At 62.4% G+C, this 24,777-nt stretch carries 25 protein-coding genes; 15 read left to right on the top strand and 10 right to left on the bottom strand.

The window, feature by feature from the left end:
- Nucleotides 1-1,272, bottom strand: coding sequence for an MFS transporter (locus EEB12_RS22655; protein ID WP_141488545.1), 1,272 nt, complete (start codon nucleotides 1,270-1,272; stop codon nucleotides 1-3).
- Between the two features lie 177 nt (nucleotides 1,273-1,449).
- On the opposite strand from EEB12_RS22655, the gene EEB12_RS22650 reads away from it, so the two are divergent.
- From EEB12_RS22650 to EEB12_RS22640, 3 genes are all read left to right on the top strand, one after another.
- Complete coding sequence (locus tag EEB12_RS22650) at nucleotides 1,450-3,366, top strand: propionyl-CoA synthetase (protein ID WP_141488544.1); 1,917 nt, start codon at nucleotides 1,450-1,452, stop codon at nucleotides 3,364-3,366.
- A gap of 92 nt (nucleotides 3,367-3,458) precedes the next feature.
- Nucleotides 3,459-4,304, top strand: coding sequence for a mycofactocin-coupled SDR family oxidoreductase (locus EEB12_RS22645; protein ID WP_020908748.1), 846 nt, complete (start codon nucleotides 3,459-3,461; stop codon nucleotides 4,302-4,304).
- A gap of 301 nt (nucleotides 4,305-4,605) precedes the next feature.
- Entirely contained in the window at nucleotides 4,606-5,115 is a 510-nt protein-coding gene (locus EEB12_RS22640) for a hypothetical protein (RefSeq protein ID WP_223304422.1), read from the top strand.
- A 7-nt stretch (nucleotides 5,116-5,122) separates the two neighbouring features.
- Here the strand turns inward: EEB12_RS22640 and EEB12_RS22635 are convergent, their stop codons facing one another.
- Nucleotides 5,123-5,509, bottom strand: a complete 387-nt coding sequence (locus tag EEB12_RS22635) for a DUF1304 domain-containing protein (RefSeq protein WP_029255997.1) — start codon at nucleotides 5,507-5,509, stop codon at nucleotides 5,123-5,125.
- An 87-nt stretch (nucleotides 5,510-5,596) separates the two neighbouring features.
- On the opposite strand from EEB12_RS22635, the gene EEB12_RS22630 reads away from it, so the two are divergent.
- Together EEB12_RS22630 and EEB12_RS31065 are read left to right on the top strand one after the other, a co-directional pair.
- A complete protein-coding gene (locus EEB12_RS22630; RefSeq protein WP_029255998.1) occupies nucleotides 5,597-6,190 on the top strand; it encodes a TetR/AcrR family transcriptional regulator in 594 nt (197 codons plus the stop codon).
- 12 nt (nucleotides 6,191-6,202) lie between these two features.
- Nucleotides 6,203-6,430, top strand: a complete 228-nt coding sequence (locus tag EEB12_RS31065; RefSeq protein ID WP_290283637.1) for a GNAT family N-acetyltransferase — start codon at nucleotides 6,203-6,205, stop codon at nucleotides 6,428-6,430.
- On the opposite strand, the gene EEB12_RS22620 is transcribed toward EEB12_RS31065, so the two are convergent.
- Nucleotides 6,388-6,978, bottom strand: coding sequence for a TetR/AcrR family transcriptional regulator (locus EEB12_RS22620; RefSeq protein ID WP_029255999.1), 591 nt, complete (start codon nucleotides 6,976-6,978; stop codon nucleotides 6,388-6,390). The genes EEB12_RS31065 and EEB12_RS22620 overlap by 43 nt on opposite strands.
- A 112-nt stretch (nucleotides 6,979-7,090) precedes the next feature.
- Here EEB12_RS22620 and EEB12_RS22615 point away from each other — a divergent pair, with 112 nt between their 5' ends.
- The 3 genes from EEB12_RS22615 to EEB12_RS22605 all read left to right on the top strand — a co-directional run bounded on the left by EEB12_RS22615 (nucleotide 7,091) and on the right by EEB12_RS22605 (nucleotide 9,435).
- Nucleotides 7,091-8,329 (top strand): MFS transporter, encoded by a 1,239-nt coding sequence (locus tag EEB12_RS22615; protein ID WP_141488543.1) that lies wholly within the window; start codon nucleotides 7,091-7,093, stop codon nucleotides 8,327-8,329.
- A 134-nt stretch (nucleotides 8,330-8,463) separates the two neighbouring features.
- Nucleotides 8,464-8,910: a hypothetical protein gene (locus tag EEB12_RS22610; protein ID WP_141488542.1), complete on the top strand. Its 447-nt coding sequence runs from the start codon at nucleotides 8,464-8,466 to the stop codon at nucleotides 8,908-8,910.
- Between the two features lie 156 nt (nucleotides 8,911-9,066).
- Complete coding sequence (locus tag EEB12_RS22605; RefSeq protein ID WP_020908755.1) at nucleotides 9,067-9,435, top strand: VOC family protein; 369 nt, start codon at nucleotides 9,067-9,069, stop codon at nucleotides 9,433-9,435.
- Between the two features lie 4 nt (nucleotides 9,436-9,439).
- On the opposite strand, the gene EEB12_RS22600 is transcribed toward EEB12_RS22605, so the two are convergent.
- Together EEB12_RS22600 and EEB12_RS22595 are read right to left on the bottom strand one after the other, a co-directional pair.
- Nucleotides 9,440-10,786 (bottom strand): cryptochrome/photolyase family protein, encoded by a 1,347-nt coding sequence (locus tag EEB12_RS22600; RefSeq protein WP_141488541.1) that lies wholly within the window; start codon nucleotides 10,784-10,786, stop codon nucleotides 9,440-9,442.
- A gap of 10 nt (nucleotides 10,787-10,796) precedes the next feature.
- On the bottom strand, nucleotides 10,797-11,384 hold the full coding sequence (locus EEB12_RS22595) for a TetR/AcrR family transcriptional regulator (protein ID WP_097387022.1): 588 nt from the start codon (nucleotides 11,382-11,384) through the stop codon (nucleotides 10,797-10,799).
- A gap of 76 nt (nucleotides 11,385-11,460) precedes the next feature.
- Here EEB12_RS22595 and EEB12_RS22590 point away from each other — a divergent pair, with 76 nt between their 5' ends.
- Nucleotides 11,461-11,838 carry a DUF952 domain-containing protein gene (locus tag EEB12_RS22590; RefSeq protein ID WP_141488540.1) on the top strand — a complete coding sequence of 126 codons (378 nt, stop codon included), beginning with the start codon at nucleotides 11,461-11,463 and terminating at the stop codon, nucleotides 11,836-11,838.
- On the opposite strand, the gene EEB12_RS22585 is transcribed toward EEB12_RS22590, so the two are convergent.
- Nucleotides 11,835-12,830 (bottom strand): ABC transporter permease, encoded by a 996-nt coding sequence (locus EEB12_RS22585; protein WP_141488539.1) that lies wholly within the window; start codon nucleotides 12,828-12,830, stop codon nucleotides 11,835-11,837. The two genes, EEB12_RS22590 and EEB12_RS22585, sit on opposite strands and share 4 nt — an antisense overlap.
- 89 nt (nucleotides 12,831-12,919) lie before the next feature.
- On the opposite strand from EEB12_RS22585, the gene EEB12_RS22580 reads away from it, so the two are divergent.
- The 3 genes from EEB12_RS22580 to EEB12_RS22570 are packed head-to-tail and all read left to right on the top strand — an operon-like array spanning nucleotide 12,920 to nucleotide 15,580.
- Complete coding sequence (locus tag EEB12_RS22580; protein WP_020970464.1) at nucleotides 12,920-13,495, top strand: TetR/AcrR family transcriptional regulator; 576 nt, start codon at nucleotides 12,920-12,922, stop codon at nucleotides 13,493-13,495.
- A gap of 40 nt (nucleotides 13,496-13,535) precedes the next feature.
- Nucleotides 13,536-14,240 (top strand): response regulator transcription factor, encoded by a 705-nt coding sequence (locus EEB12_RS22575; RefSeq protein ID WP_141488538.1) that lies wholly within the window; start codon nucleotides 13,536-13,538, stop codon nucleotides 14,238-14,240.
- On the top strand, nucleotides 14,237-15,580 hold the full coding sequence (locus tag EEB12_RS22570) for a sensor histidine kinase (RefSeq protein WP_020908761.1): 1,344 nt from the start codon (nucleotides 14,237-14,239) through the stop codon (nucleotides 15,578-15,580). The genes EEB12_RS22575 and EEB12_RS22570 overlap by 4 nt, the downstream gene beginning before the upstream one ends.
- A 5-nt stretch (nucleotides 15,581-15,585) precedes the next feature.
- Here EEB12_RS22570 and EEB12_RS22565 read toward each other — a convergent pair whose 3' ends face one another.
- Nucleotides 15,586-17,862, bottom strand: a complete 2,277-nt coding sequence (locus tag EEB12_RS22565; RefSeq protein WP_141488537.1) for a SulP family inorganic anion transporter — start codon at nucleotides 17,860-17,862, stop codon at nucleotides 15,586-15,588.
- Between the two features lie 318 nt (nucleotides 17,863-18,180).
- On the opposite strand from EEB12_RS22565, the gene mgrA reads away from it, so the two are divergent.
- Entirely contained in the window at nucleotides 18,181-19,212 is a 1,032-nt protein-coding gene (mgrA, locus tag EEB12_RS22560) for an L-glyceraldehyde 3-phosphate reductase (RefSeq protein WP_042952677.1), read from the top strand.
- 13 nt (nucleotides 19,213-19,225) lie between these two features.
- Here the strand turns inward: mgrA and ppk2 are convergent, their stop codons facing one another.
- Nucleotides 19,226-20,191: a polyphosphate kinase 2 gene (gene ppk2, locus EEB12_RS22555; protein ID WP_047889565.1), complete on the bottom strand. Its 966-nt coding sequence runs from the start codon at nucleotides 20,189-20,191 to the stop codon at nucleotides 19,226-19,228.
- A gap of 211 nt (nucleotides 20,192-20,402) precedes the next feature.
- Between ppk2 and EEB12_RS22550 the strand changes: the two genes are divergently transcribed.
- A complete protein-coding gene (locus EEB12_RS22550) occupies nucleotides 20,403-22,820 on the top strand; it encodes a YbhN family protein (protein WP_019744892.1) in 2,418 nt (805 codons plus the stop codon).
- 4 nt (nucleotides 22,821-22,824) lie between these two features.
- Here the strand turns inward: EEB12_RS22550 and EEB12_RS22545 are convergent, their stop codons facing one another.
- Nucleotides 22,825-23,115 carry a hypothetical protein gene (locus tag EEB12_RS22545; RefSeq protein ID WP_031333759.1) on the bottom strand — a complete coding sequence of 97 codons (291 nt, stop codon included), beginning with the start codon at nucleotides 23,113-23,115 and terminating at the stop codon, nucleotides 22,825-22,827.
- A 21-nt stretch (nucleotides 23,116-23,136) separates the two neighbouring features.
- Entirely contained in the window at nucleotides 23,137-23,364 is a 228-nt protein-coding gene (locus EEB12_RS22540) for a flavin reductase family protein (protein WP_223257974.1), read from the bottom strand.
- Between the two features lie 192 nt (nucleotides 23,365-23,556).
- On the opposite strand from EEB12_RS22540, the gene EEB12_RS22535 reads away from it, so the two are divergent.
- Nucleotides 23,557-24,768, top strand: a complete 1,212-nt coding sequence (locus EEB12_RS22535) for a low temperature requirement protein A (RefSeq protein ID WP_080909115.1) — start codon at nucleotides 23,557-23,559, stop codon at nucleotides 24,766-24,768.
- Nucleotides 24,769-24,777 lie beyond the last annotated feature (9 nt).

Genomic DNA, 24,777 nt, shown 5'->3' with positions numbered 1-24,777 from the left:
CTACCGCAGCGAGATCGCCGGCCGACTCGGTAGATCGCGGATCCCGCGGAGGGGGCTGAAGAGCAAGATCAATCCGCACGGCGCGATCAGGCAGGCCATGATCCACATCGTCCCGCGCGGTCCCACCGCGTCGCCGAGGTAGCCTGCCGTCAGCGCACCGAGCGGAATGCTGCTGTGCAGCAGGAACATACTCGTTGCCACTACTCGTCCGAGGCGGTCCGGCGGACAGTAACTTTGACGGAAACTGCCGAGCACCACGTTGCACGACACGACACCCGCAACCATCACCATGCCGCCGATGCAGAACCAGAACAGGCCGGCACCGTACGTCGTCAGAGGCGCCAACAGGATGAACGGTCCCGTCACCAACTGACAGATGAGAACGCTTCGGGCAGTGCCGAATCTGCGGCCGAGCGGGCGCGCGATCATCGATCCGACAATTCCGCCCACCCCGGCAATCGCCAAGAGAAGCCCGAGTCCGAACTCCCCCACACCAACCGTCTTTTCCAAGAACACGATCTGAATCGTGGTGTACCCGGTGAGACCGAAATTGAGCAGAGTGCCGTAGACGACGATCGACCGCAGATACGGATCACCGGCAACGAATCGCAGTCCGAGCGCAATCTGCCGTCGCAACGGTTCCCGCTGATTCTGTCCGCGATGGATGGTCTCCTGCACACGAATCAGCCAGATGCATACGAAGCAGAAGGCGAACGTGAACGCGTCGACAACCAGACCGGCCGCGAGCCCGACAGTTGCAACAAAGAGCCCACCGACGCTTGGGCCGATCACCCGAGTTGCGGCCTCGGCGCCCTGAATCTTCGAGTTCCCTTCGACAAGATCCGCTTCGGCGAGCACCGTGGGGAGATACGAGTGATAGGCCGCCTGGAAGAAGACCGTGGCTGTACCGGTGAGCAGCGCGACCAGGAGCAGGTGGCCGTATGTCATCGCCTCCAGGAAGCCGGCGATCGCGAGGCTCGCGAAGAGCAGCGCGCACGCAGCGTTCGCGATCATCATGATCGGACGCCGTGGCAGCCGGTCGATCCAGGCACCGGCAGGTAGTCCGACGATCAACCACGGCAACCACACTGCCGATGCCAGCACACCGATCTGGAAGCTACTCGCGTCCAGTTCGCGAAGCGCGACCAGCGGCAGTACGACGGTCGTGACACCGTTTCCGATACCGCTGACTGCGTCGCCGGTCCACAGCAGTCGGAAGTCACGCAGAGCGAGGACTCCCCAGAAGCCTGCGCGTTGCGCTGCACCTGTCACATCGATCCCCCTTTCCGTCCCTGGCTTACCCCACCCCTACGCGCCACTGGCCGACGGGACAGGCCCGCCCGGCGCAAAGGGACGGTACCCGCACCGCTACTGAGGCGCACCGCACTGACGGTGACCTAAGGTGTTTCAGGTCACCGGTAAGCGAAGTTCACGAGAGGACACACGTCGATGAGCTCTTCCGAGCAGGCGTCCCACACCACGTATGCCGACGCATATCGCGAGAGCATGGATCAGCCGGAGAAGTTCTGGCTCGACGCTGCGCGGGCCGTCGACTGGGATGTCGCCCCCACGAAGGCTCTCGACGATTCTGCCGCGCCGATCTATCGCTGGTTCCCGGATGCTTCGCTCAACACCAGCTTCAATGCCCTCGATCGGCACGTCCGCGACGGCCGCGGCGATCAGACCGCGCTGATCTTCGACTCCGCGATGGTCCCCACCAAGGCCACGTACACCTACACCGAATTGCTCGAGCAGGTCTCACTCTTCGCCGGCGTCTTGAAAGATCAGGGTGTGGTGGCGGGCGACCGCGTGATCATCTACATGCCGATGATTCCCGAGGCCGCGATCGCGATGCTCGCGTGTGCGCGAATCGGCGCGGTGCATTCGGTGGTGTTCGGCGGCTTTGCGGCCAAGGAACTCGCAACCCGTATCGACGACGCCGGTCCAGTGGTGCTCGTGACGGCGTCCGGCGGCCTCGAACCCGGACGAACAATCGAGTACCTGCCGATGGTCGAGAAGGCTCTGCAACTGTCCGCCACGCCCGCGCACACCGTGATCGTGAAGAATCGCGAGCAGATTCCCGGCGCAGCTGCCGACTACAAGTCAAGTGCCGCAGCCTGGTTCGACTGGGACGAGCTGATCGCTGATGCAACTCCTGCCGACCCGGTGTCGGTCGCCGCGACGGATCCGCTCTACATTCTCTACACCTCGGGAACGACCGGTAAGCCCAAGGGCGTCGTCCGGGACAACGGTGGCCATGCCGTTGCCCTGACGTGGACGATGAAGAATCTCTACGACATCAGCCCCGGCCAGGTCTGGTGGACCGCCTCAGACGTCGGTTGGGTGGTCGGCCACTCCTACATCGTCTACGGGCCACTGCTCGCCGGAGCTACGACGGTCATGTACGAAGGCAAGCCCGTCGGGACCCCCGATGCAGGTGCATTCTGGCGCATCATTTCCGAATACAAAGTGTCGGCACTCTTCACCGCTCCGACAGCGATCCGCGCGGTCCGCAAGGCCGACCCGGATGCAAAAGAGCTTGCCAAGTACGACATCTCGTCGCTCGACACACTGTTCGCGGCCGGCGAGCGCTTGGATCCCGACACCTACGAGTGGGCTACTCGGATTCTCGATCGCCCGGTGGTCGATCACTGGTGGCAGACCGAAACCGGTTGGGCCATCTGCGCGAACCTGCGCGGCCTCGAACCGATGGAGATCAAAGCAGGCTCACCCACCGTCGCCTGCCCCGGATACCGCGTCGAAATCGTCGACGGCAAGGGCGAACTCGTGGGTCCGGGCACCGAGGGCAACATCGTGATCGGCCTGCCGCTTCCTCCCGGAACACTCGCCGGACTGTGGCGTGACGAGGACCGGTACGTGAAGTCCTACCTGTCGACTTTCGAAGGCTATTACCTCACCGGCGACTCCGGATACATCGACGAGGACAACTACGTCTTCGTGCTCGGACGAAGTGACGACGTGATCAACGTTGCCGGACATCGCCTTTCGACCGGAAGCATGGAGGCCGTCGTCGCCGGCCACCCGGCTGTCGCCGAATGCGCGGTCATCGGCATTCACGACGAACTCAAGGGGCAACGCCCCAGCGGCTACGTCGTGCTCAAGTCCGGCGTCGACATCGATCCCGAAACACTCCGACAGGAACTGGTCGCCCGGGTGCGAGACCAGATCGGTGCCGTCGCCACGTTCCGGGACGTCACCGTCGTCGCTGCACTACCGAAGACTCGTTCCGGCAAGATCCTCCGCAAGACCATGCGGCAGATTGCCGACAACGAGGAGTACACGGTCCCGTCGACCATCGAGGACGCGAGCGTACTGGACGAGTTGTCCAAACTTCTTCGCGGATAAGGATTCAGAGAATTCCCCTGCCTGGCTCGCACCGAACGTAGCAGTATGAACACGTTCCAGTTTTCAACGATTCAGACGGGCAGGGGAGTTCGATGGGCAATTTGGACGGTCAGGTCGCATTCATCACCGGAGCGGCGCGCGGTCAAGGGCGCGCACATGCCGTCAAGCTCGCGTCCGAGGGCGCGGACATCATCGCGGTGGATCTGTGCGCGCCGGTCGCAACGGCGGGGTACGACATGGCCACCGAAGCCGACCTCGACCAGACCGTCGCCCTGGTCGAAGCTCAGGGCCGGCGCATCGTCGCGTCCGTCGCGGACACTCGCGACCTCGATGCCCTGAAATCAGCGGTCGACGCCGGAGTCGAGAAACTCGGACGACTGGACATCGTGATCGCCAACGCGGGAATCGCGGCGTCGGCGAAATTGTCCTGGGACCTGAGCGCCGAAGAGTTCCGCGAGCTGATGGACATCAACGTCACCGGCGTTTGGTTGACGACCAAGGTGTCGATTCCGCACATCATGAACGGCAATCGAGGTGGATCCATCGTGTTGATCAGCTCGATGGCCGGGCTTCGAGGCGTGCCGGGTATCGCACACTATTCCGCGTCGAAGCACGCCGTTCGGGGGTTGGCGAAGTCTCTGGCCAACGAACTCGGCTGGGCGGACATTCGGGTCAACTCTGTACACCCGGGCAATGTGCGAACGACGATGATCGACAACGAACCGATGGTTCGTGCGTTCCGTCCAGACTTGGAGAATCCTGTCCTCGCCGATACCGCTCCGATCATGTCGAAGCTGAATCTGCTGCCCCACCCGTGGGTCGACCCCGAAGTGATTGCGGATGCGGTGTTCTATCTGGTGGGGCCGGCCGGGCGCGGGATCACCGGCATCGCGTTGCCGATCGATCTCGGCACCTCGGAAAAATTCGCCGGCGGCTGAAGGCCCGAACTGATGCAGAATTGCCTCTGCCGGATGGGTCTCGAGCACCATCCGGCAGAGGCAATTCCGGCTTGATCAAGCCTTCGTAGCAACAGAACAAGTAGTCGACAACCTCATAGGCGCTCCTCGTCTGGCGTGGGAAAAACCGTTGTGGGATGCGCAACAAACCCAAGACCCAGCGTAGAAGCATTTGGCCGCAAACGCGCGTCATTCGGCACTATTTTTTTGGATTCGGGCATACTGGACAACGCTCCCACCACGTATTATGGACCCGAGTTCACACTTACAGGGGGTAGGCACAGTGACGGTCAAATACGCCGTAATGGACCCGATTCACGGAAAAGTCGAGATCTCGTTCGATGTCGACACGGGGGTCGTCGACGTCCGAAACGGCAACTCACACGCTCTGTTGACGCGTCGAGTCGATGCCCCGCGCCGCGAAGGCACACCCATCGGAACGCGCGCCGCCGCCGACTTGTTCTTCACTGTCGGTGGCGACGAAGTCGAACTCACTGTCGGCAAAGGGTTTCTGTCCCGTCGCTCGTACTCTGTCTCGGCACTCGTCGACGGCGTGAGTTTGAACTTCGCCCCAGTCGACGACGCGAACAGTGCATTCACCCGCGACGGATTGCGGATCGGGCACTTCTCCAAGAACGAGGAATCCGATCCCAGACAGACCGACGCAGTCTGGTCGAGCACGCCGAGCACCGACGAACTTGTCATCGGATACGCCCTGGCCGAAGCCTTCGATTGTGGAGCACTCAACGGGGCTTTTGCGTTGATCGAATCACTGGTGCTCGGCGGCGGATAGAGACCACTCAGAGCAGGTGGATTACCAGCAGAACAACGGCAATAGCTGGGAAAAGCACCTGCACGACGGCTGCGCGGGCTTTGTCGGGAGACGAGAGAATCAGCACCAGTCCCGCGGCAACCATCGATCCTGTGCCCGCCAGGACGAGGGCAATTCCGACCGACGCGGAGCCGGTCGCCGCAATCACGATGCCGACCGCTGACACGATCGCCAGGAAAAGGTTGTAAAAGCCCTGGTTGAAGGCGAGCGGCTGCGTGGTGATCGCCTCTTCCTCGGACTTCACGCCGAACGTGGCGCGGGTCTTCGGGGCCGTCCAGAGAATCGATTCGAGGACAAAAATGTACACGTGCACTGCTGCGGCCAGTCCCGCGAAGATGTAGCCGGCGACGTTCATCGGTGAGCTCCTGTTGCTTCGAGTGAATTCTGTATCGTTCGGTCCAATATATACTGGACCGAACGATACAGAAAGAGCGAGGCTTTGATGGGCAGATCACAAGAATTCGACACAACAGCCGTGGTCGCTGCCGCGTTGGACGTTTTCTGGGCACGCGGATACGAAGGCGCCTCACTCGGCGACCTCGAATCCGCGACGGGGCTGAGTCGGTCAAGTCTCTACAACTCGTTCACCAACAAGCGCGGATTGTTCGACGCCGCCGTGCAGATGTACCTCGAACATGTCATCCGGCCACGTCTGCGCGGCCTCACGACAAATCCCGGGGCAGACGCCGTCGACGACTACCTTTACTCGCTTGAGCACGCGATCGGCACCATGACCGCCGACTCGCCTCGGCGCGGTTGCCTACTTCTCAATACGGCTGCCGGACTCGGCGCGCACGACGATGCGGTGGCAGCCGTGATCCGCGCCTATCGGCAAGAACTTGCCGTTGCAATTCGCAGCGGGCTACAAGCCACATTTCCGACCGAGACAGACGCCACGCTCTCAGACCGCACTCGAATCCTTCTCTCCTGCACAGTAAGTGCACTGGTCCTCGCGCGAGTTGACACCGAAGAGGCGATCGCAACTCTGGAATCTGCGCGCCGCCTGAACGAAGAGTGGCAGAGCCGGAACACGTAGGCCGTAACCGCACTGTCCGAGTGGGCATTCCGCGAAGTAGGGTTTCATCGATTGGAACTCGCACACTCGATCCACAACCCACGATCGTGCCGAGTCGCCACCAAAGCAGGCTTCAGCGAAGAAGGTGTTCGACGAGGCTCCGCCAGGCACGCCGACGGCTGGCACGACATGCATGTCCACGCCCGACTACGTAGCGATCAGCCTTCGGCACCGACCCGCGCCGCGAGCGCAAGTGTCTGATCCACTAATTCCGCAACTCGCTGCGGCGCGACCGGTTCGAGGTCGAACAGAATTCGGTAGATGATCGGTGCAACCACTTGGTCCACTACCGAATCACCATCCACGTCAGCAGCTTCCGGCCAACGAGCTAGTATCACGTCGATCTGTGTCCGACAGAAAAAGGCGCACTTGAACTTCTTCGTGCCGTCCGGTGCGTGCGTCTGGTCGTCGCTCATCAGCACATCTCGCAGCGATGCGCGACCGACGGGTGCAGACATCTCCTCCAGATAGTCCTGCGCCCAGATCGTCAGATCCCCTCGGAGCGAACCCGTTTCACGCGGGTCGGCGTCCGGTCGCAATCTCTCGATCGAGACATCGGCAAAGACTTCGTTGATGTCGCCCCACCGCCGATAGATGGTCGACGGGGTCACACCCGCATCGGTCGCGATCATCGGCACCGTGATCTCTGCCCGATCACGCTGTTCCAACAACTTGCGCGCCGACGCATGCACTGCCTGTTGGATGCGCGCACTGCGGCCACCGGGGCGCGGACCTGCGGACGGACTCATAAATCAATACTAACGCAAAGATGTTGCATTAGGCTACGGCCAGGCGTAGCGTCCCAAACGCAAAGTATTTGCGTTTGAAGTCTTCACCACCCGCACGGGAAGCGCTACGACAATGACAACGACCATTTCACCGCCGACCGAGAGCACTTCACGCCCACGCTTGGGGCGAGGCGCCGCTTTCACACTCATCGCCGTCATCATCGCTACGTTCCTGGGCGCCTCCGCGACCCCGACACCGTTGTACGAGCACTATCAACAGTTGTGGGGATTCTCCTCGCTCGCGTCGACGCTCGTGTTCGGCATCTACGCTCTCGCATTGCTCGCCACGCTCTTGACCGCCGGATCCCTGTCCGATCACATCGGCAGGCGACCGGTCCTGCTCGGAGCGCTCGCCTTGGAGGCGGTCTCGCTCGCCCTGTTCGCCTCGGCCGACGGTTTGACCATTCTGCTGATTGCCCGGGTCGTGCAAGGTGTTGCCACCGGCGCTGCAATCAGCGCTTTGGGTTCGGCGTTGATCGACCTCGAACGCACTCCGGGCCGCGGATCGATCATCAACAGCGTCGCTCCGACAGTGGGGCTTGCCGTCGGAGCCGTGGGTTCGAGTCTCATCAGCGAGCACCTGCCCAGGCCAACCAGCACTGTCTACCTGGTCCTTCTCGTACTCGTCGTCATCGAGATCCTCGGGGTTTGGGCCGCTCCCGAGACTTCGGGCGGACGCCCCGGAGCCTGGCAGTCGCTACGCCCCACCCTTGCTGTTCCTCGCGAGGCCCGAACCATGATTGCGCTCACCGCACCGTGCCTGATCGCGGTCTGGGCGCTGGGCGGTTTCTACCTCTCACTCGGACCGGCGCTGGCGCGCAACGCACTTGACGTTCACAGCTCGCTCATCGGTGCCATCATGGTCGCAACACTGACGGGATTCGGAGCCGCAGCGGTGCTCACCTTCCGCAAACTCGGCGGCCGAACCGTGATGCTGATCGGAACAACCGCCTTGGTGCTCGGGGTGGCCGTCACACTCATCGGTGCTGAAACATCCTCTGCAGTATTGATTCTGGTTGGTACGGCTGTTGCCGGGATCGGCTTCGGAGCAGGATTCCAGGGAACCATCCTCACTGTCATGCCGCTGGCCGAGAACCACGAACGCGCGGGGTTGTTGTCCACCGTCTACGTCATCGCATATCTGGCCAATAGCCTTCCGGCATTGCTGGCCGGCTACCTGGTCGGCAAGGTGGGGTTGGTGGATACGACGCGTGGCTACGGCGCACTCGTCATGGTTCTCGCGGCCGCCGCACTGATCGGACTGCTGGTCACCAGCGAGCGAAAGGTCGAAGCTGTCTCCGTGTCGGAGTAGGTGTCCCCCGATCGGTGGACACACCGTTCCTCCTGCACAGGGTCCCGGAAGTGGACATACGACATCGATCCACTCCGACATAGTTGTCTTCGAGAGAGCCAACCGAACGCTCACCCGGACAAAGGACACCGACGATGACGAACCCACGCTACGTAGTTGCCGCAATCACAGCTCTGGCCGCCGGCGCCCTCACTCTGGGATTGAGCGGAATCGCCAGTGCCGGAACTCTTCCCACGACCGGCAACACCATCACGATGACGATCAGCAACGACACCGAACAGACAATTCATCTCGAAGGCGCCGACAACCCCTCCGGACAGTGGATGCAGAGCCCACGCCAGTCGCTCGCGCCCCACGAGACCGAGATCGTCACGGCATACAACCAGGACCCGCGCGGCCTGACGGTCGACGTCGTCTATTCCACTCCCGGCGGCGGACAAGCCGTCTTCATGGCCAACGACTATCCGCAGTTCGACACCGACGGAACTCGCACCACCGACCCTGATCACTACTTCATCTCGAGCTACATCGACGGCTACTACCCGAACCTGAGCGTCGGGTACCACCTCAGTGCGGTGTGACTGCAGCAGTCGTCATAAGTAATCCATCTGCCTCTCAGACGCACTCGTTCTTGGACATTCGTCCGGCGCGAGGGAAGTGTTGAACACGGCCCCGCACGACCAGGCACACGCCCCGCTGCCGGTGGCCCGAACATCAACGGGAGAGGGAAAACCACAGTGCGACTACCCAACCAGTTTCTGATCTACGTCAGCGATGCCGCCTCCGCAGCAGCGTTCTACGGCGAATTGTTCGACGCGAAGCCTGAGGTCCTCAGCCCTCGGTACATGACCTTCGACCTCGGCGGCGGCGTGGTCCTTGCACTGTGGAGCGGCAAGTCCCGCGACCTCGATCCCGCGACTCCGCGCAATTTCGAAGTCGGCATATTGGTCGACGGCGGGAGCAATGAAATTCGGGCGATCTACGACGAGTGGGTGGCCAAGGGAATTGAGGTCGTCGAAGAGCCAAACGAAGATGTCTTCGGTCTGACATTCGTCATTTCAGATCTGGACGGAAACCGCCTCCGCGTAGCGCCCGCAGATCACTGAGCACTCAGCCCTTGATCTCGCCGTACCGGCGCAAGGCTTCCTCACGCTCATGCGCGTGATCGACGATCGGGTCCGGGTAGTCGACCGGGCGCATCGCCTTCAACGAGTGGACGGCCTTCCCGGGAACATCGCGGAGTTCGGGAACCCACCGACGGACGTATGCGCCGTCGGGATCGAACTTCTCCCCCTGCGTGATGGGGTTGAAGACGCGGAAGAAGGGCGAAGCATCTGTGCCCGACCCTGCAGTCCACTGCCACCCGTGCTGATTGGAGGCCAAGTCACCGTCCACCAGATGCGACATGAAGAACCGTGCGCCACGCCACCACGGAATGTGTAGGTCCTTCACCAGAAAAGACGCGACGATCATTCGCACCCGATTATGCATCCAGTTCTCAGCCGCGAGTTGCCGCATGCCGGCATCCACGATCGGGAAGCCGGTCTTGCCCTCACACCAGGCCGTGAAGGCGGCGTCTGCGTCCACTCCACCGTCGTGACGTAAACGGTCGAACTTGTCGTCGTAGTTTTTCCGCGCGCTGTCGGGGCGTTGAAACAGGATGTCTGCGTAGAAGTCTCGCCACGCCAACTGGCGACGGTAAGCCTGAGCGCCGTCGCCCAGTCGCTTGGAGAGATCTGCCAACATCGTTCGCGGATGGATCGTGCCGTACTTGAGCGGAATCGACATCCGGCTCGTGGTGTCGAGGTCAGGCCGATTTCGTTCGTCGTCGTACCGGTCAAGATCGTTCTCACAGTATTCTTTCCACTGTTCGAGGGCGCCGACCTCACCGACGAAATCGCTGACGGAGGCGGATGGCGCGGGGATACTCACCCGGCGCGGGCCACCCTCCATGTCGCTCGGATCGAACCAACGGACCGTCTGCGCATCGGTCGACGCGGGGCCCCGCCAACCGTGTTCCATCCACTGACGGAAGTACGGCGTGAACACCTTGTACGGATCACCGTCCGCCTTGGTGACGCGTCCGGGCGCCACGGCATACGGAGATCCGGTGGCGATCAACTCCACCTGCTCCGCCACGGCCGCGTCGCGCCGTCGGCCGTAGGGTCCGTAGTCGGCACTGATGTGAACTTCTTCGGCGCCAACGGATTCCGCTACACGGGGCACCACGTCCGCCGGATCACCTCGAACAACCATCAGTTTTCCGTCGAGTTGATGATCGAGCGCCGTCAAGTTGGCGAACAGTTGATCCTGACGGGGTGAGCCTGCCGGTCCGAGCAGGTTCTCGTCGAGAACGAACAAACCCAACGTCCGCCCGCCGGCATCCGACGCTGCACTCAGGGTGGGAAGGTCACCTACCCTCAGATCACGTCGAAACCAGACCACAGAGTTACTCACCCAGTCGAGCCTACCGATCAGATCCCAGAACGCATCCCACCGCACGAGCTGCAAGTTGCGCAGCTCTTTCTGCTGTCGGTTCGGAAGCGAGCCCGAGCAGTCGCTGCCGGTGCTCCTCCCCGAGCAGCAACGTGTACAACTGATCCGCGCACAGCGCAGCCTTCTGGCCGTGCTGATCGATCAATATCTTCTCCAGAAAGGCAATCGACTTGGCCGGGCCGGATTCGTAGAACGCGGCGGCCAGTTCCGGGAACTGCACGGCCTCGCCGATCATCATGCGGTGCAGCGCAATCGAGTTTTCGCTGTGCAGTGCGATGACGATGTCCACTGCAGCGGCGAGCAGGTCCGACTGGTCGCCACCGGCGTTCTCGACATACGCGTGCTGACGCGAAACAGCAGCAGCGAAGACTGCGGATTTGTCGCCGAAATAGCTGTACACGGTGCGCTTGGCGACGCCGGCGGCCGTGGCTATGGCGTCGATGGTCGTTCGAGCGAACCCGACTTCTCGAAACGAGTCGACCGCGACGTCGAGAATCTCGTTGCGTCGATCAGCTCGCTCCGCGTCGCTGGTTCTCCCACGTCTGCGCGGTTGCTCCATCAAGTCCCCTACTACCGTGCCACTCAATTAATGCTACGTTGACGTTTCATTATTTCGAACACTACAGGAGCACTGCATGACCGGACAACGACTCGTCCACGTCGCCATCGCCGACGACTGGGAAGCATGCAAGCGTTTCGGTGAGTACGAGGTCTCGACGCGCGGAATCAGTTACGACGAGGCGGGATTCATTCGCGTAACCACCCCGAACGCGCTCGCTTCGGTGCTCGATCTGGTGTTCGGCGACCTCACGTTGCCACTGATCGTCGCCGTCATCGACCAGGACGCTCTGACCTCCGCAGGCATCGACGTCGAATGGGAGGCGGGAAAGCCCCGAATCCTCCGACCCCTACCGATGGACGAGGACACCGTGGTCGCCGAACTGGTCGTGGAACGCGTTGACGGGGTCTGGCCGATACCCGACCTGACCCCGTACACAAGCCCCGCCGGCTAAACCAGCGCAGCCTCGGGTTCGACCACAGGGGTCGACGCCTTCTTCCGGCCGGCGGCGACGCACAGCGCGATCCCGACGGCAATCCAGCACACCAGCACCAGAAGTGGCGTGGCGGCGCCATGGCCGTCGAAGAACGCCATCGAACGGACGGATGCTCCTGCGGCGCCAGGTGGGAGCAGCTGCCCGAATGCACCCCAGCCTGCGGGCAACCACGCGGCAGTTGTCGCCATCCCCGAGAGTGGGTTTCCGATGAACATCATCGTGACGGCACCCAACGCGAATCCCTTCATCCCGAGCAGGGATTCGAGTCCCAGAATGGGCAGCGAGATGGCCGACATGCCCATGGTGAGTGCGAGCGCGGTGAGCAGGTAGTTTCCGTCAAGACTGTTGGTGCCGAACTGCAGAATGGCAGTCAGTGCAAAACCCGCGACAACCGCGACGCCGGCAGCGCCCAACACTCGCTTGACAATGCTCCGCGGAAACAGTTGCACGAGAACAACAGCAGGCATGATTCCGCCGAACACCAAGGGCAAGGCCAATGCCGTGAGCCCAGCACCGGTCGGGTCGTCCGCAGTCAGCGGCACAACGTCTTCGACGGGCACCTTTGCCCCCGAGTCCTCCGAGAGGCCGTTGGCCACCCCGGTCAGGGTCTGGGCGATCGGGGTTCCGCCTGCAGTCGCGATCAACACGTGAGGACCGTTGGCATCAACGGCGATTCCGCCGACCACGTCGCGATTCCGAATCGCGTCACGCAGGGCGTCGGCGTCGGCGAATTCTCGAGTATCGAAGGCGCCTTGCTTACTCGCCTCGAGCGAGGTGCTGATCTGTTCGGTTGCCGGAGCTGGACCGGTGATGCCCAACTTCAGTTCGTGCGGGCCACTGTTGACCGAGGGCAGTACGAAGGCAAGCAGCATCAGCCCGATCACGGCGGACAAGCCCAACACCACAGCCACCAACTTCTTGCGGTCCCGTGCTTCAACTTCGGCGTTCATAACTACCCTCCCTAAGTGGAAGTTTTTCCTCCACTATTTGTGGAAGATATTCCTCCGGTTATGATGAACTGTCAATACCGGAGGTGAATGTGCGAGCCGATGCACGTGAACGCAGAAACGCAATAGTCGACGCCGCACGAGCGGTGTTCACCGAGCGCGGGCACGACGCGCCCCTCGACGCAGTCGCAGAACTCGCGAAAGTGGGCATCGCCACGCTGTATCGGAACTTTCCGACGCGCGAGGACCTCGTGACCGCCGTCGCCGTCGCAACACTGACCGATGTTCGCGAGGCTGCCGACATCGCACTCACGGCAATGTCCACCGATCCCACAAACGCGTGGCACACGCTGGTGGACCGCCTCGTGGAACTGCGCCTGGGTGCGCTCATTCCTGCACTGGTGGAACGCAGTTTCACCGAGCTGGCGCCCGAAGTTCTGGCGGTGCGTGAGGTGACGAAATCGAAGATGACCGCGACGATCGGCGCCGCTCAGAGCGCCGGACTGGTTCGCGCCGATCTGCAACCGCTCGAATTCGTCATGGCTCTGGCCAAACTGACGCGCCCGCAAATCGAATTGTCCGACGAGGCCATGCCGAACCTGGTCCCGCGGTTGGTCGCGGTGTTCATGGCCGGTTTGCGTCCGGACGGTACCGACTTGCCGGTCTGATCGGCGAAACCCGACGTACCAGGCAAGGCACAATGGGGCTGTGACCGAGATACCGAAAATCCTCGTAGTCGACGACGACGCAGACGTCCTGACCTCACTCGAACGCGGATTGCGGCTCTCGGGATTCACCGTACTGACGGCAGTGGACGGCGCCGACGCGCTCCGAGTGATCTCCGACAAGCGACCGGACGCGGTAGTCCTCGACATCAACATGCCGGTGCTCGACGGCACCGGCGTGGTGACGGCGCTTCGTGCCGCCGGCAACGAAATCCCGATCTGCGTGCTCAGCGCACGCAACTCGGTCGACGATCGCATCGCCGGGCTCGAATCCGGCGCAGACGACTACATGGTCAAACCGTTTGTCCTCGCCGAACTGGTTGCCCGGATCCGCGCAATGCTCCGTCGCAGCATCACTCCGGCCGGCGATCACTCCGAGGGAACGAACACCCTGCGGGTCGGCAACCTCGACATCGACCTCTCCGGCCGCCGGGTTCGCGTCGACGGCAAGGAAGTACCGCTCACCAAACGCGAATTCGAGCTACTCGAAGTGCTCGCTCACAATTCCGGCATCGTGCTTACTCGCGAACGTCTCCTCGAACTCGTGTGGGGCTACGACTTCGTCGCCGACACCAACGTCGTGGACGTCTTCATCGGCTACCTGCGTCGAAAGTTCGAATCCGGCGGTTCACCTCGTCTGCTGCATACCGTTCGCGGCGTCGGGTTCGTGCTTCGGGAGAACCCGTGAAGCGTCGCCGCTTCTCACTACGAACTCGCGTTGCCGCGGCCGCGGCACTGGGGGCGACGTTCATCGTCATCGCACTCGGTGTGGTCGTTGCACTGGCTATCGCACGAAACAATCTGGCGCAGTTGGACCGTCGATTGGAGACGGCATCGACGGTCATCGTGGCCAATGCGGCTACAGCGGGACCTTTTCTCGGCGCGTTCGGAGACGGCGGAGCGTTCTCCGTGACCATCCGCTCCGACACCGACGGAACCGTCAAATCCAGTACCCCGACGCGACTGCCCGAATTACCGGTGGGCTCGGCGACCGTCGACGTGGACGGTACGAAGTACCGGGCTTACACCGCCGAGGCCGACGGGATCAATGCCCTGGTCTCGCTGGCGGTTCCCTATGCCGAGGCGCGGGACATCACGGTCGACCAACAGCGTCAGGTTGCGTTCTTCGGCGTCGGAGCCGTAGCGGCCGCAGCCGCGTTGGGATGGTTGTTCGGTGGCCCGGCGGTGCGCCCACTCGTGGAATTGACCCGCCGGATCGCCAGGCGAGATCCCGATCTCGCCACCGAGGTTTCCGGCATCCGTGAAGCGGACGAGCTTGCCGCAGCAGCCGAATCGATGCTCAGCGACGTCGCCCGGGCACAGGCCGCGACCAACTCGGCCCTTGCTGCCGCTCGGGACTTTGCTTCCGCGTCGGCTCACGAACTCCGAACTCCGTTGACGGCGATGCGAACCGACATCGAAGTGTTGTCCATTCACGATCTCGACCACGAGCAGCGACGTGAGATCCTCACAGATCTGGCCCGCGCACAGGGCCGCGTCGAATCGACTCTCCGGGACCTGGAGCGACTGGCGAAGGGCGAGTTGTCGACGGCTGAGGACTTCAAGGACACCGATTTGACCGAGGTATGCGACATCGCTGCCGACGATGCACGACGCCACCACCCGAGCGTCGATGTCAGTGTCGTCACGGTGGATTCCCCACTGCCCTATTGCATCCGGGCCCTTCCCGGCGGAATCCGGTTGATCCTCGACAACGCGATCACCAATGCAGTCCGCCACGGCGGCGCGAGCACGGTGCGCATCACCCTCGCGCGCCCGGTCGATTCACCGGACACCGTCACGATCACGATCGACGACAACGGTTGCGGAATACCGGCCGAGGAACGCTCGAGCGTCTTCGAACGCTTCACTCGCGGATCGACAGCAGGCAAGACGGGTTCGGGTTTGGGCCTGGCACTGGTGGCGCAGCAGGCGGCCCTGCACGGCGGACGTACGACATTTCACGACAGTCCGCTCGGCGGGGCTCGCCTGCTGGTCGAACTCAGGGATCAGCCCGGACCCGAATAGCCCCTTCAGGTCTCGATCAACTCGCCGATCCCTGACGCTGTCACTTCGATGACCCGAGCCGAGCCGATGTCGAAGAACAGTCCGGCGATACGCAGGCGACCATCCACACGGGCCTGACCGACCAGAGGATGGCGTTCGAGAGTCTGCAATTGGACTGCAACGTTGACCATTCCGAGCTGATCGACCTCCGAGAAACCCGCCTCGGCCGCAGCACGCGCCACCGGATGGCCACTCGTATATGCCTGCAAGCTCGTCTCCGCATGCCTCAACCACTCACCGACAACTCCCGCTTCCGACGAACTGTTCGTCAGGAGTGCCTGCATCGCGCCGCAACCCGAGTGTCCGCACACGATCACCGAACTGACACCCAACTCGTCGATCCCGAAGGCCAGTGCCGCTTCCACCGACGTATCGCGGCCGCCGGCAGGAACCAAGTTTCCGACGTTGCGCACAGTGAACAGGTCACCTGGGCCACTGCTCGTGATGATGTTCGGCAACACTCGCGAATCTGCGCAGGTGAGGAAAAGAGAGTCGGGATTCTGGCCGTCGCGCAACTGATCCATGTGCGGCCGTATCGCTTCGGCGCGATGGCGATGATAGTTGGACACCCCGTCGAGAATGGGTCGCAAGGCTGGCGGGCTGCTCAGATTCCTTCCCGAAGCCTGTGGTTGCCAACTACCCCACGGAGCGAGCAATCCGCGCAGGTCGGTGACTGCGGCGCCGCGCTTCGGCGGACCGGTGGTCGCGCTCTCCATACTCACCGAGCCGACTTCGTCGATGATCACCGAACCACCTGCCAACTCGTACTGCCTCGCCCACTCTTCGATGACGTCGAAGACGGCATGGTCGAGGAAGTCGACGGACAACTCGACGGTGACGTCGGACCGCGGCGGGATGCCGGCGAGTACCGAGGTGAGCTTGGGCAGCACCAGGAAGGTGCACGACCCTTCGACCAGCACCCGCCACTTCCCGGAATCCTTGTCACCCAACTCTTCTGCCGTGACCGATGCGCGGATGACACGCCACACCAGGAGGGCGATCGCCAACGCCAATCCGATCAGCACGCCCTCGAGCAGGTTCAAGAACACGACGCCGACCACTGTGATGCCGTACACCCACAGATCACCGGTCCGTCGCGCCAACCGAATGTGCGCCAGCTTGACCAGTTGAATACCGATGACGATCAACAGTCCGGCAAGCGCAGACTTCGGAATCTGCTGCACCAACCCGGCGAGCGCAGCCGAGAACAGCAGAATCCACAGGCCGTGCATGATCGACGACGCACGGGACTTCGCCCCGGCTTCGACATTGGTGGCGCTGCGTACGATCACACCCGTGACGGGCAGCCCGCCGATGGCCCCGGACACCATGTTCGCAGTACCTTGGCCGAGCATCTCGCGATCGAAGTTCGAACGCGGGCCGGAGTGCATCTTGTCCACGGCCACAGCCGAGAGCAGACTCTCGACGCTGGCGATCAGTGCGATGGTCAGGATGCCGGTTGCGACGCCGAGCCACTGGCCGTCCGGCAAAGCGGGAAGTCCAATCGAGTCCAGCAGGGACCCGTCGAGAGCAATACGTTCGACGTCGATCGGCAGCAGGAGCGAAGCGAGAGTTGCCAATACGATGCCGACCAATGCCGCCGGCACCTTCCGGACGCCCGCGGGGAGATAGCGCCACCCGAGAAGAGTGGCGATGACAACGAGTCCGATCATCAAGTCCTCGACGTGCAGGGCACCGATCTGTGCGGGCAACTGCCGTAGATTGTCCAGCGCCGAACTGGCCGAGCTTCCGCCCAACAACACGTGAACCTGTTGTAGCGCAATGGTGATGCCGATACCGGCGAGCATCGCATGCACCACCACCGGCGCAATAGCCAGTGCCGCACGGGCAATTCGGCTGAGCCCGAACACGATCTGCATAATTCCGGCGCCGACGGTGATCAGGCAGGTGACTTTCCACCCGAACTTGCCGATCAGTTCGGCGACCACCACGGTCAGACCGGCTGCGGGACCACTGACTTGCAGCGGTGAACCTCCCACCGCTCCGGCCACTACTCCGCCGACGATGGCGGCGATCAGACCTGCCATGATCGGCGCCCCGGAGGCGATCGCAATTCCCAAGGACAAGGGAAGCGCCACCAGGAAGACGACCAGCGACGCCGGCACGTCGTATCTGATCAGTTGCTCGAGATAACGCCGGCTTCCACCACCCGGCGGAGACGAATCCCCCACGACGGCTTCGTCTGCGGATGATTGTGCGTGCACTACGGACTGCGTCGACATAGATCTCCTCGCCGGACCCCGGATCCGGCTGCTGGGCAACATGTTCGAAGCGAATCGGCGATCGGTATCGCCGATCGACTGTGACCATGGTAACCGCGATTCCTTACTGTTCCCTTAGATGCGAACCCAGACGTGGTCGACGTCACCGCCGCCCGGCACTGTGACTCGAACCTGAACGTCGGTCCAGAAGAGCGATCGAATTGCTTTAACCCGCAAGCATTTTCGTACGGGCCGCCCGAGTGTTCAGCACACCTGAATGCCGTCGGCGATAATGGTCGGGAGTAAATGCTCAACCACAACGATGTGAAGGCAGGCACCATGTCCGATCAGTACGTCGCCGCGCAGGACCGCTACGAAGCCATGCCCTACCGCCGAACCGGTCGGAGCGGTCTCAAACTCCCGGCGATCTCGCTCGGGCTCTGGCACAACTTCGGCGACGACGTACCGATCGAGAACCAGCGCGCAGTCCTGCGGCGGGCATTCGATCTCGGAATCACGCACTTCGATCTGGCCAACAACTACGGGCCGCCGTACGGAAGCGCCGAGACGAACTTCGGCAGGATCCTGCGTGAGGATTTCTCTTCGTACCGCGAGGAATTGGTCATCTCGTCGAAGGCCGGGTGGGACATGTGGCCCGGTCCTTACGGGTTCGGCGGTTCCCGCAAGTACTTGCTGTCATCCCTCGACCAGTCGCTCGGCCGACTCGGAGTCGATTACGTCGACATCTTCTACAGCCATCGCCCCGACGCCGAGACTCCGATCGACGAGACCGCAGGCGCGCTGATCAGTGCCGTCCAGCAGGGCAAGGCGCTGTACGCGGGTATCAGTTCGTATTCGCCGGAGCGCACCCGTGAAATCGCCGCACTGCTCACCGCTGCGGGGGTCCCCTTGTTGATCCACCAGCCGAGCTATTCGATGCTGAATCGGTGGATCGAACAGGACCTGCTTTCGGCTGTCGACGATCTCGGCGTGGGCGTCATCGCGTTCTCACCGCTCGCGCAAGGCATGCTCACCGACCGGTATCTGAACGGCGTCCCCGAGAATTCTCGCGCCGCCCAAGGTAAGTCACTCGATCCGTCGTGGTTGACCGACGACGCTCTCACCCACATCCGCGCGCTCAACGACATCGCGGCAGACCGCGGCCAGTCGCTGGCTCAGCTGGCACTGAGCTGGGCACTCCGCGATTCGCGGGTCACCTCGGTATTGATCGGTGCATCCAGCGTCGCCCAACTCGAAGCCAACGTCGGCGCGCTCGACAATCTCGAATTCAGCGCAGCCGAACTGGCCTCCATAGATCAGCACGCAAAGGACAGCGGCATCAATCTGTGGGCAGAGGCCAGTTCGATCTGAGCGATCACACGCGCTAGAGCTGAGGCAACTCCACGTTCACGTGCTCGCCCTCTTCGAATACGGCCGAAGCAGGCCCGACGATCAAGGGATCCGGAGTACCGACTGCCCGGTGATCCTTGTTGGGATAGTCGAAGCTGGCGAGCACGTGACGCATCGCTTCGAGGCGGGCGCGCTTCTTGTCGTTGCTCTTGATCACCGTCCAGGGCGCATCCCCGGTATCGGTGTAGAAGAACATCGCTTCCTTGGCCTGCGTGTAGTCGTCCCACTTGTCGAGCGAAGCCAGATCAGTCGGTGAGAGCTTCCACTGACGCACCGGGTCTGTTCGACGGGCTGCGAATCGCGCCAACTGCTCTTCCCGGCTGACCGAGAACCACAGCTTGTGCAGATGGATCCCGGAGTTGACGAGCATCCGCTCGAAGTCCGGGGTCTCTCTCATGAACTCGAGGTACTGAGTCGGCGTGCAGTAACCCATCACTCGTTCGACACCGGCGCGGTTGTACCAGGACCGGTCCATCATCACGATCTCGCCGCCGCTGGGTAGGTGTGCGACATACCTCTGGAAGTACCACTGCGTTCGCTCGATGTCTGTGGGCTTCTCGAGCGCGACGACCCGGGCACCACGAGGATTGAGATGCTCGGTGAACCTCTTGATCGACCCGCCCTTACCGGCAGCATCGCGACCTTCGAAGATGATGAGCACTTTCTGCCCGGTTTCCTTGACCCACAGCTGCAGCTTGAGCAACTCGATCTGCAGACGCCGCTTCTTCCGCTCGTACTCGCGGCGCGACATCTTCTTCTCGTACGGATAGCCCTGCTTCCAGGCATCCGCGAACTCTGAGGGCTCGAGTCCGCCGAGCTTGTGCTTGAGACTCGAGAGCTCGTCGATCTCGGCCGCATAGTCCTCGGTGACGGAAATTCTGGTCGACGGGGTCGGCAGGTCAGGAACCCGACCGTCCACACCGCTGGCGTCGGGACTCATGAATACGCACTCCCTGTCGTCGAAATGAACGAACGTCCGGAAAGTGAATTTTACGCGCCGCAGCCCTCCGCCGCGGGACCGAAGCGAATGTTGCTTGGCATCGAGGAGGTAACGACAGGTCCGGCTTCCCAGGCGCCGAACCCCCACGCGGTACCTTGATCGAGGTAACTGAGACGGTCGGTAACCCCCGAGAGAAGAGAGTTCTGGCGAGATGCGAGTAGACGGACGGGAGATCCCGGTAACGGGAAGCCTCCTGCCACCACTGCACCGCCGTACGAGCGACATCATGCGGGTCGCGATCGCTGCCGTGCTGCTCGGCGGCGTCATCGCGGGTTCTCTGATCACCCGAAGTCAGTGGGACGCCCTCGAAACGTCGGTGTCCAACATCGTCGGAGTGCTGTCGCCGAGCCTGTCCGACACTGTGTACCTCCTCTACGGCATCGCAATCCTGGCGCTACCGTTTGCCATTCTGATCGGGCTCATCGTGGGGCGCCGATGGAAGTTGCTGGCCGGATACGCCGCTGCCGGCCTGTGCGCCGGACTCGCGCTGTCGTTCACCGGAACAGGACTCGCCGCACCCAAGTGGCACCTCGACGTCCCCGACCGACTCGACGCCACGTTCCTGTCCCAATTCCTCGACGATCCGCGGTGGATTGCGATGCTCGCGGCGGTGCTCACCGTCTCGGGTCCGTGGCTACCGAAAAAGTGGCGACGAGCCTGGTGGACGCTGCTTCTGCTGTTTGCGCCCATTCACCTGATCGTCAGCTCGATCGTTCCCGCCCGATCGATGCTGGGTCTCGCCGTCGGCTATCTGATCGGCGCGGTGATCGTTCTTGCCGTCGGCACACCTGCCCTCGAAGTGCCGTTGGACTCTGCAGTACGCGTGCTCGCGCGGCGTGGTTACCGCGTCACCGCTTTCCGCGTCGTGAGTCCTTCGGGAATCGGCCCGCTGGTCATGTCCGCCGACATCGACAAGGCTCCGGACGACGAACCGTTCGACGAACTCATTGTCGAGTTGTACGGACAGAACCAGCGAAGCAGCGGAGCAATTCGACAGACGTTCCGCTGGATCTCGTTCCGGAACCGTGAAACTCCTCCCCCTTACGGATCGCTTCGGCGCGCCGTCGAACATCGCGCACTGATGGGTATCGCGTTCGCCGACATCGGTCTGGCCAGTTCCAAAGCCGTCGCCATCTCGGTGCTCGATCGCGGATGGGAGATGTACGCCCGCCCGAGCCCCCGCGGTATCCCACTTGCCGTCGCCGTCGAAAACCAGGCGGACGAGGAAGAATCCTCCAAACTGATCGACGCGTTGTGGCAAACACTGCACACCATTCACGTACATCAGATGGCGCACGGTGACCTGCGCGCTTCCGAGATTCGCGTCGAGGGCGGAACGATCCTCTTCGGCGGCTACGCGTACTCCGAATTCGGCGCCACCGAAGTTCAGATGCAGTCCGACAACGCCCAACTTCTTTTTGCCACCGCATCACTGTTCGGCGTCGACGCAGCGGTGGACGCCGCGATTCGTGCGCAAGGCGCAGACACGATTCTCGCTGCCTCCGGCCGATTGACCACCTCGGCGTTGCCCAACCGAATTCGGCGGACCGCCGAGGATTCCGCAAAATTGATGACCGAGATCCGAGACGAGGTCGGCGCGAAGAACGGGATCGAAAAGGTCGCTCCCGCACAGGTCACCCGGTTCAGTCGCAATCAGCTGATCCAACTCGTTCTGCTCATCGGATTGGTCTACGTCGCCTATCCCTTCATCAGCCAGGTACCCGCATTCATCACGGAGTTGAAGACAGCCAACTGGTGGTGGGCACTGCTCGGCCTCGGCGTCTCCGCACTGACGTACGTCGGCGCGGCAGCGGCCCTGTGGGCCTGTGCGTCGTCGATGGTCAGTTACCGCAACCTCCTGATCATGCAGGTGGCCAACACCTTTGCCGCGACGACTACTCCGGCCGGAGTCGGCGGGCTCGCCCTGAGTGTGCGGTTCCTGCAGAAGGGCGGGCTCGGTACCGTCCGTGCAACGGCCGCAGTCGCGCTTCAACAGACGGTTCAGGTGGTCACCCACGTCGGCTTGCTGATCTTCTTCTCGATCGTCGCCGGACGCGATACGAACCTCTCGCACTTCATCCCGGGATCCACTGTTCTGTATCTGGCGGGTGGCGTCGCGCTCGGAGTTCTCGGTGCATTCATGTTCATTCCGAAACTTCGTGGGTGGCTGCGCGACGATCTGCGTCCTCAGATCACCGAGGTGTTGGGTGAACTGAGCCAACTTGCACGAAACCCGACCCGATTCCTCATCATCGTGGGCGGCAGCGCTGCAACAACTCTCGGTGCCGCCCTGGCTCTGTGGGCAAGCGTCGAGGCATTCGGCGGCGGAACCACGTTCATCACCGTCACCATCGTGACGATGATCGGTGGAACCCTCGCCTCGGCAGCTCCGACACCGGGTGGCGTCGGAGCCGTCGAGGCCGCCCTCATCGGTGGCCTGTCCGCGTTCGGATTGCCGGCAAGCATCGCTGTGCCGTCGGTTCTGCTCTACCGAGTCCTGACCTGCTGGCTCCCGGTGTTCTGCGGCTGGCCGACGCTGCGATGGCTGCAGAAGAACGACATGGTCTGAGCGTTCACTGCCGGCGAACGATGTGCGCCTGCAACGCTTCACCGTCGTCGTCGACCCAGCCCTTGCTTTGGGCGTAGTCGACCATCGCCGCCACTCCGTCGACGTCAGTGGCGCTCTCGCGAACACGGGCTACCGAGATGAATGCACTACCACCGCTGACGTATCCGTAATTCCGAAGGCGCAAGAGCTCGTCCAGTTCGGAATCGGCGATGTCGCCGGTCACCTCGACGTGAAAGGCCTTCAGGTTGTCCACTTCGCGGACGCTGACGCGGCCGTTGTCCACCAGTACATACATGGCTTTCCTTTCCTGGATCACTCACGACGGTGAGTGCGTACCGAATACACGCCGGTGATAGGTCAGTGGATTCGCCTCGCAGTGCCAGGCGTCGTCCACCGATCCTGTCACGATCTTGTGATCACCACCGTCCACGACGGCGTCCACGGTGCACACGATCCAGATGGGAGCGTCCGGCAGTCTCGGTGAGCACACGTGCGCCATGGCTTCTCGAAAACACAACGCCCTGTTGCCCTGTGGATCGTTCACGACGTCAGCCCTTGTCTGGCAACTCTTGTGCGTACTTCTTCGTCATGTGGTCGACGGCGTCGAGTTGCGCCTTCGCATGCCCCTCCCGGACGGCGCGCGCGTGAGCGCGGACAGCATCAGCACTACTTCAAAAAAACGGACAACTTCGCTGCCTACCAGCACTGTTGATGCCGATAACCGATACTGAGCTCTATGTCGGAACTCGGAAATGAACCAGACTCGAAGCAGAAGGCGGTGCTCGAGCGACACGCGTCATGGATCGAATTGTTCTTCGACCTGGTCGTGGTAGCCGGTATCGGTCAGCTGGCTCACCTGCTCCACGGTTCGCCGTCGTGGTCGGATGTCGCGCTCTACGCCTTGCTCTATCTCGCGTTCTGGACCGCATGGGCGACGTTCACGATGTACGGCAACGTTGCCGGCGACCGCGTCCGAATCCCGAGCATGCTGATCGCCATGTTCGGACTGGCAGTCATGATGGCGGCCGTGGCCGGCATCCACGACAACCATGCGCTGGCCTTCGCTGTCGCCTACGTGGCCGTACGCCTGCTGGCGAGTCGGGTGTGGCACAACGGCCAGATCGTAGTGGACTGGCCGATCGCCCAGATGTCTCTCGGTGTGATCCCGTGGATCGTCTCGTTCTGGTTCGAGGGTGAAACTCGGTTCTGGCTCTGGACTGCCGGTGTGACCATCGATCTGCTGATCATGTTCGTCGTCTCCGGCAGCGCGATCATGGAAGACGCGCAGGAAAAGCTCGACCGCATCATCAAGGTTCGCGGGTTCAAGGACGACCGGATGCCCGAACTCGAAGCCCTGCACTCCGATCGGGCTCATCTTGCCGAGCGGCTGGGCCTGTACGTCATCATCGTGCTGGGTGAGGGTGTGATCCTCGTGATCTCTGCGGCCTCGAAGCTCACCTGGGACTCCACGGTCGTCAGCCTCGCAGTCGGATCGTTTGTCCTGCTCTCGGGCATGTGGGCACTCTCGCTTCTCTACGGCCACGCCGGTGTTCCGCACCTGCAGCCCGAGAAGTTTCCCGCTCGCATCGACATGGCACTGCACTGTTTCACCACCGGAGCTATCGCGGTTCTGGTCGCAGGACTCGGAGCGGCAACCGAACACGGCGCGGAACACACACCCGCGAACCTGCGGTGGTTGTTGTGCGGAAGCATCGCAGTCTATTTCGGAATCAGCACCGTGGCGGGGCTGTTTGCGCGATCGGACCGACGGTGGCTGCTCGGCTGGGCGCTCCCCTGCACCGCCATCCCCATCGTCATGGGCATTGTCGGCACGCACATGAGCGCCACGTGGATCATCTGGGTGCTGGTGGCCACCGTGACCTGGCAGAACGGCTACGAGTATGCGCAGGTGCGGCGTTCGCGCCGCTCTGCTGTGCGCCTTTATTAACCCCCCGCG

The sequence above is a fragment of the Rhodococcus sp. WS1 genome (assembly GCF_003797745.1).
Classification (GTDB): Bacteria; Actinomycetota; Actinomycetes; order Mycobacteriales; family Mycobacteriaceae; genus Rhodococcus_F; species Rhodococcus_F erythropolis.
Note: the sequence above shows the minus strand (reverse complement) of the source record. Positions and strands in the feature narration are given on the sequence as shown.

What these genes read in the sequence shown, in the direction of transcription:
- EEB12_RS22650 (WP_141488544.1), top strand. Translation starts at nt 1,450, where the DNA reads ATGAGCTCTTCCGAGCAGGCGTCCCACACCACGTATGCCGACGCATAT.
- EEB12_RS22645 (WP_020908748.1), top strand. Translation starts at nt 3,459, where the DNA reads ATGGGCAATTTGGACGGTCAGGTCGCATTCATCACCGGAGCGGCGCGC.
- EEB12_RS22635 (WP_029255997.1), bottom strand. Translation starts at nt 5,509, where the DNA reads ATGAACGTCGCCGGCTACATCTTCGCGGGACTGGCCGCAGCAGTGCAC.
- EEB12_RS22630 (WP_029255998.1), top strand. Translation starts at nt 5,597, where the DNA reads ATGGGCAGATCACAAGAATTCGACACAACAGCCGTGGTCGCTGCCGCG.
- EEB12_RS22620 (WP_029255999.1), bottom strand. Translation starts at nt 6,978, where the DNA reads ATGAGTCCGTCCGCAGGTCCGCGCCCCGGTGGCCGCAGTGCGCGCATC.
- EEB12_RS22615 (WP_141488543.1), top strand. Translation starts at nt 7,091, where the DNA reads ATGACAACGACCATTTCACCGCCGACCGAGAGCACTTCACGCCCACGC.
- EEB12_RS22610 (WP_141488542.1), top strand. Translation starts at nt 8,464, where the DNA reads ATGACGAACCCACGCTACGTAGTTGCCGCAATCACAGCTCTGGCCGCC.
- EEB12_RS22595 (WP_097387022.1), bottom strand. Translation starts at nt 11,384, where the DNA reads ATGGAGCAACCGCGCAGACGTGGGAGAACCAGCGACGCGGAGCGAGCT.
- EEB12_RS22590 (WP_141488540.1), top strand. Translation starts at nt 11,461, where the DNA reads ATGACCGGACAACGACTCGTCCACGTCGCCATCGCCGACGACTGGGAA.
- EEB12_RS22585 (WP_141488539.1), bottom strand. Translation starts at nt 12,830, where the DNA reads ATGAACGCCGAAGTTGAAGCACGGGACCGCAAGAAGTTGGTGGCTGTG.
- EEB12_RS22565 (WP_141488537.1), bottom strand. Translation starts at nt 17,862, where the DNA reads ATGTCGACGCAGTCCGTAGTGCACGCACAATCATCCGCAGACGAAGCC.
- mgrA (WP_042952677.1), top strand. Translation starts at nt 18,181, where the DNA reads ATGTCCGATCAGTACGTCGCCGCGCAGGACCGCTACGAAGCCATGCCC.
- ppk2 (WP_047889565.1), bottom strand. Translation starts at nt 20,191, where the DNA reads ATGAGTCCCGACGCCAGCGGTGTGGACGGTCGGGTTCCTGACCTGCCG.
- EEB12_RS22550 (WP_019744892.1), top strand. Translation starts at nt 20,403, where the DNA reads ATGCGAGTAGACGGACGGGAGATCCCGGTAACGGGAAGCCTCCTGCCA.
- EEB12_RS22545 (WP_031333759.1), bottom strand. Translation starts at nt 23,115, where the DNA reads ATGTATGTACTGGTGGACAACGGCCGCGTCAGCGTCCGCGAAGTGGAC.
- EEB12_RS22535 (WP_080909115.1), top strand. Translation starts at nt 23,557, where the DNA reads ATGTCGGAACTCGGAAATGAACCAGACTCGAAGCAGAAGGCGGTGCTC.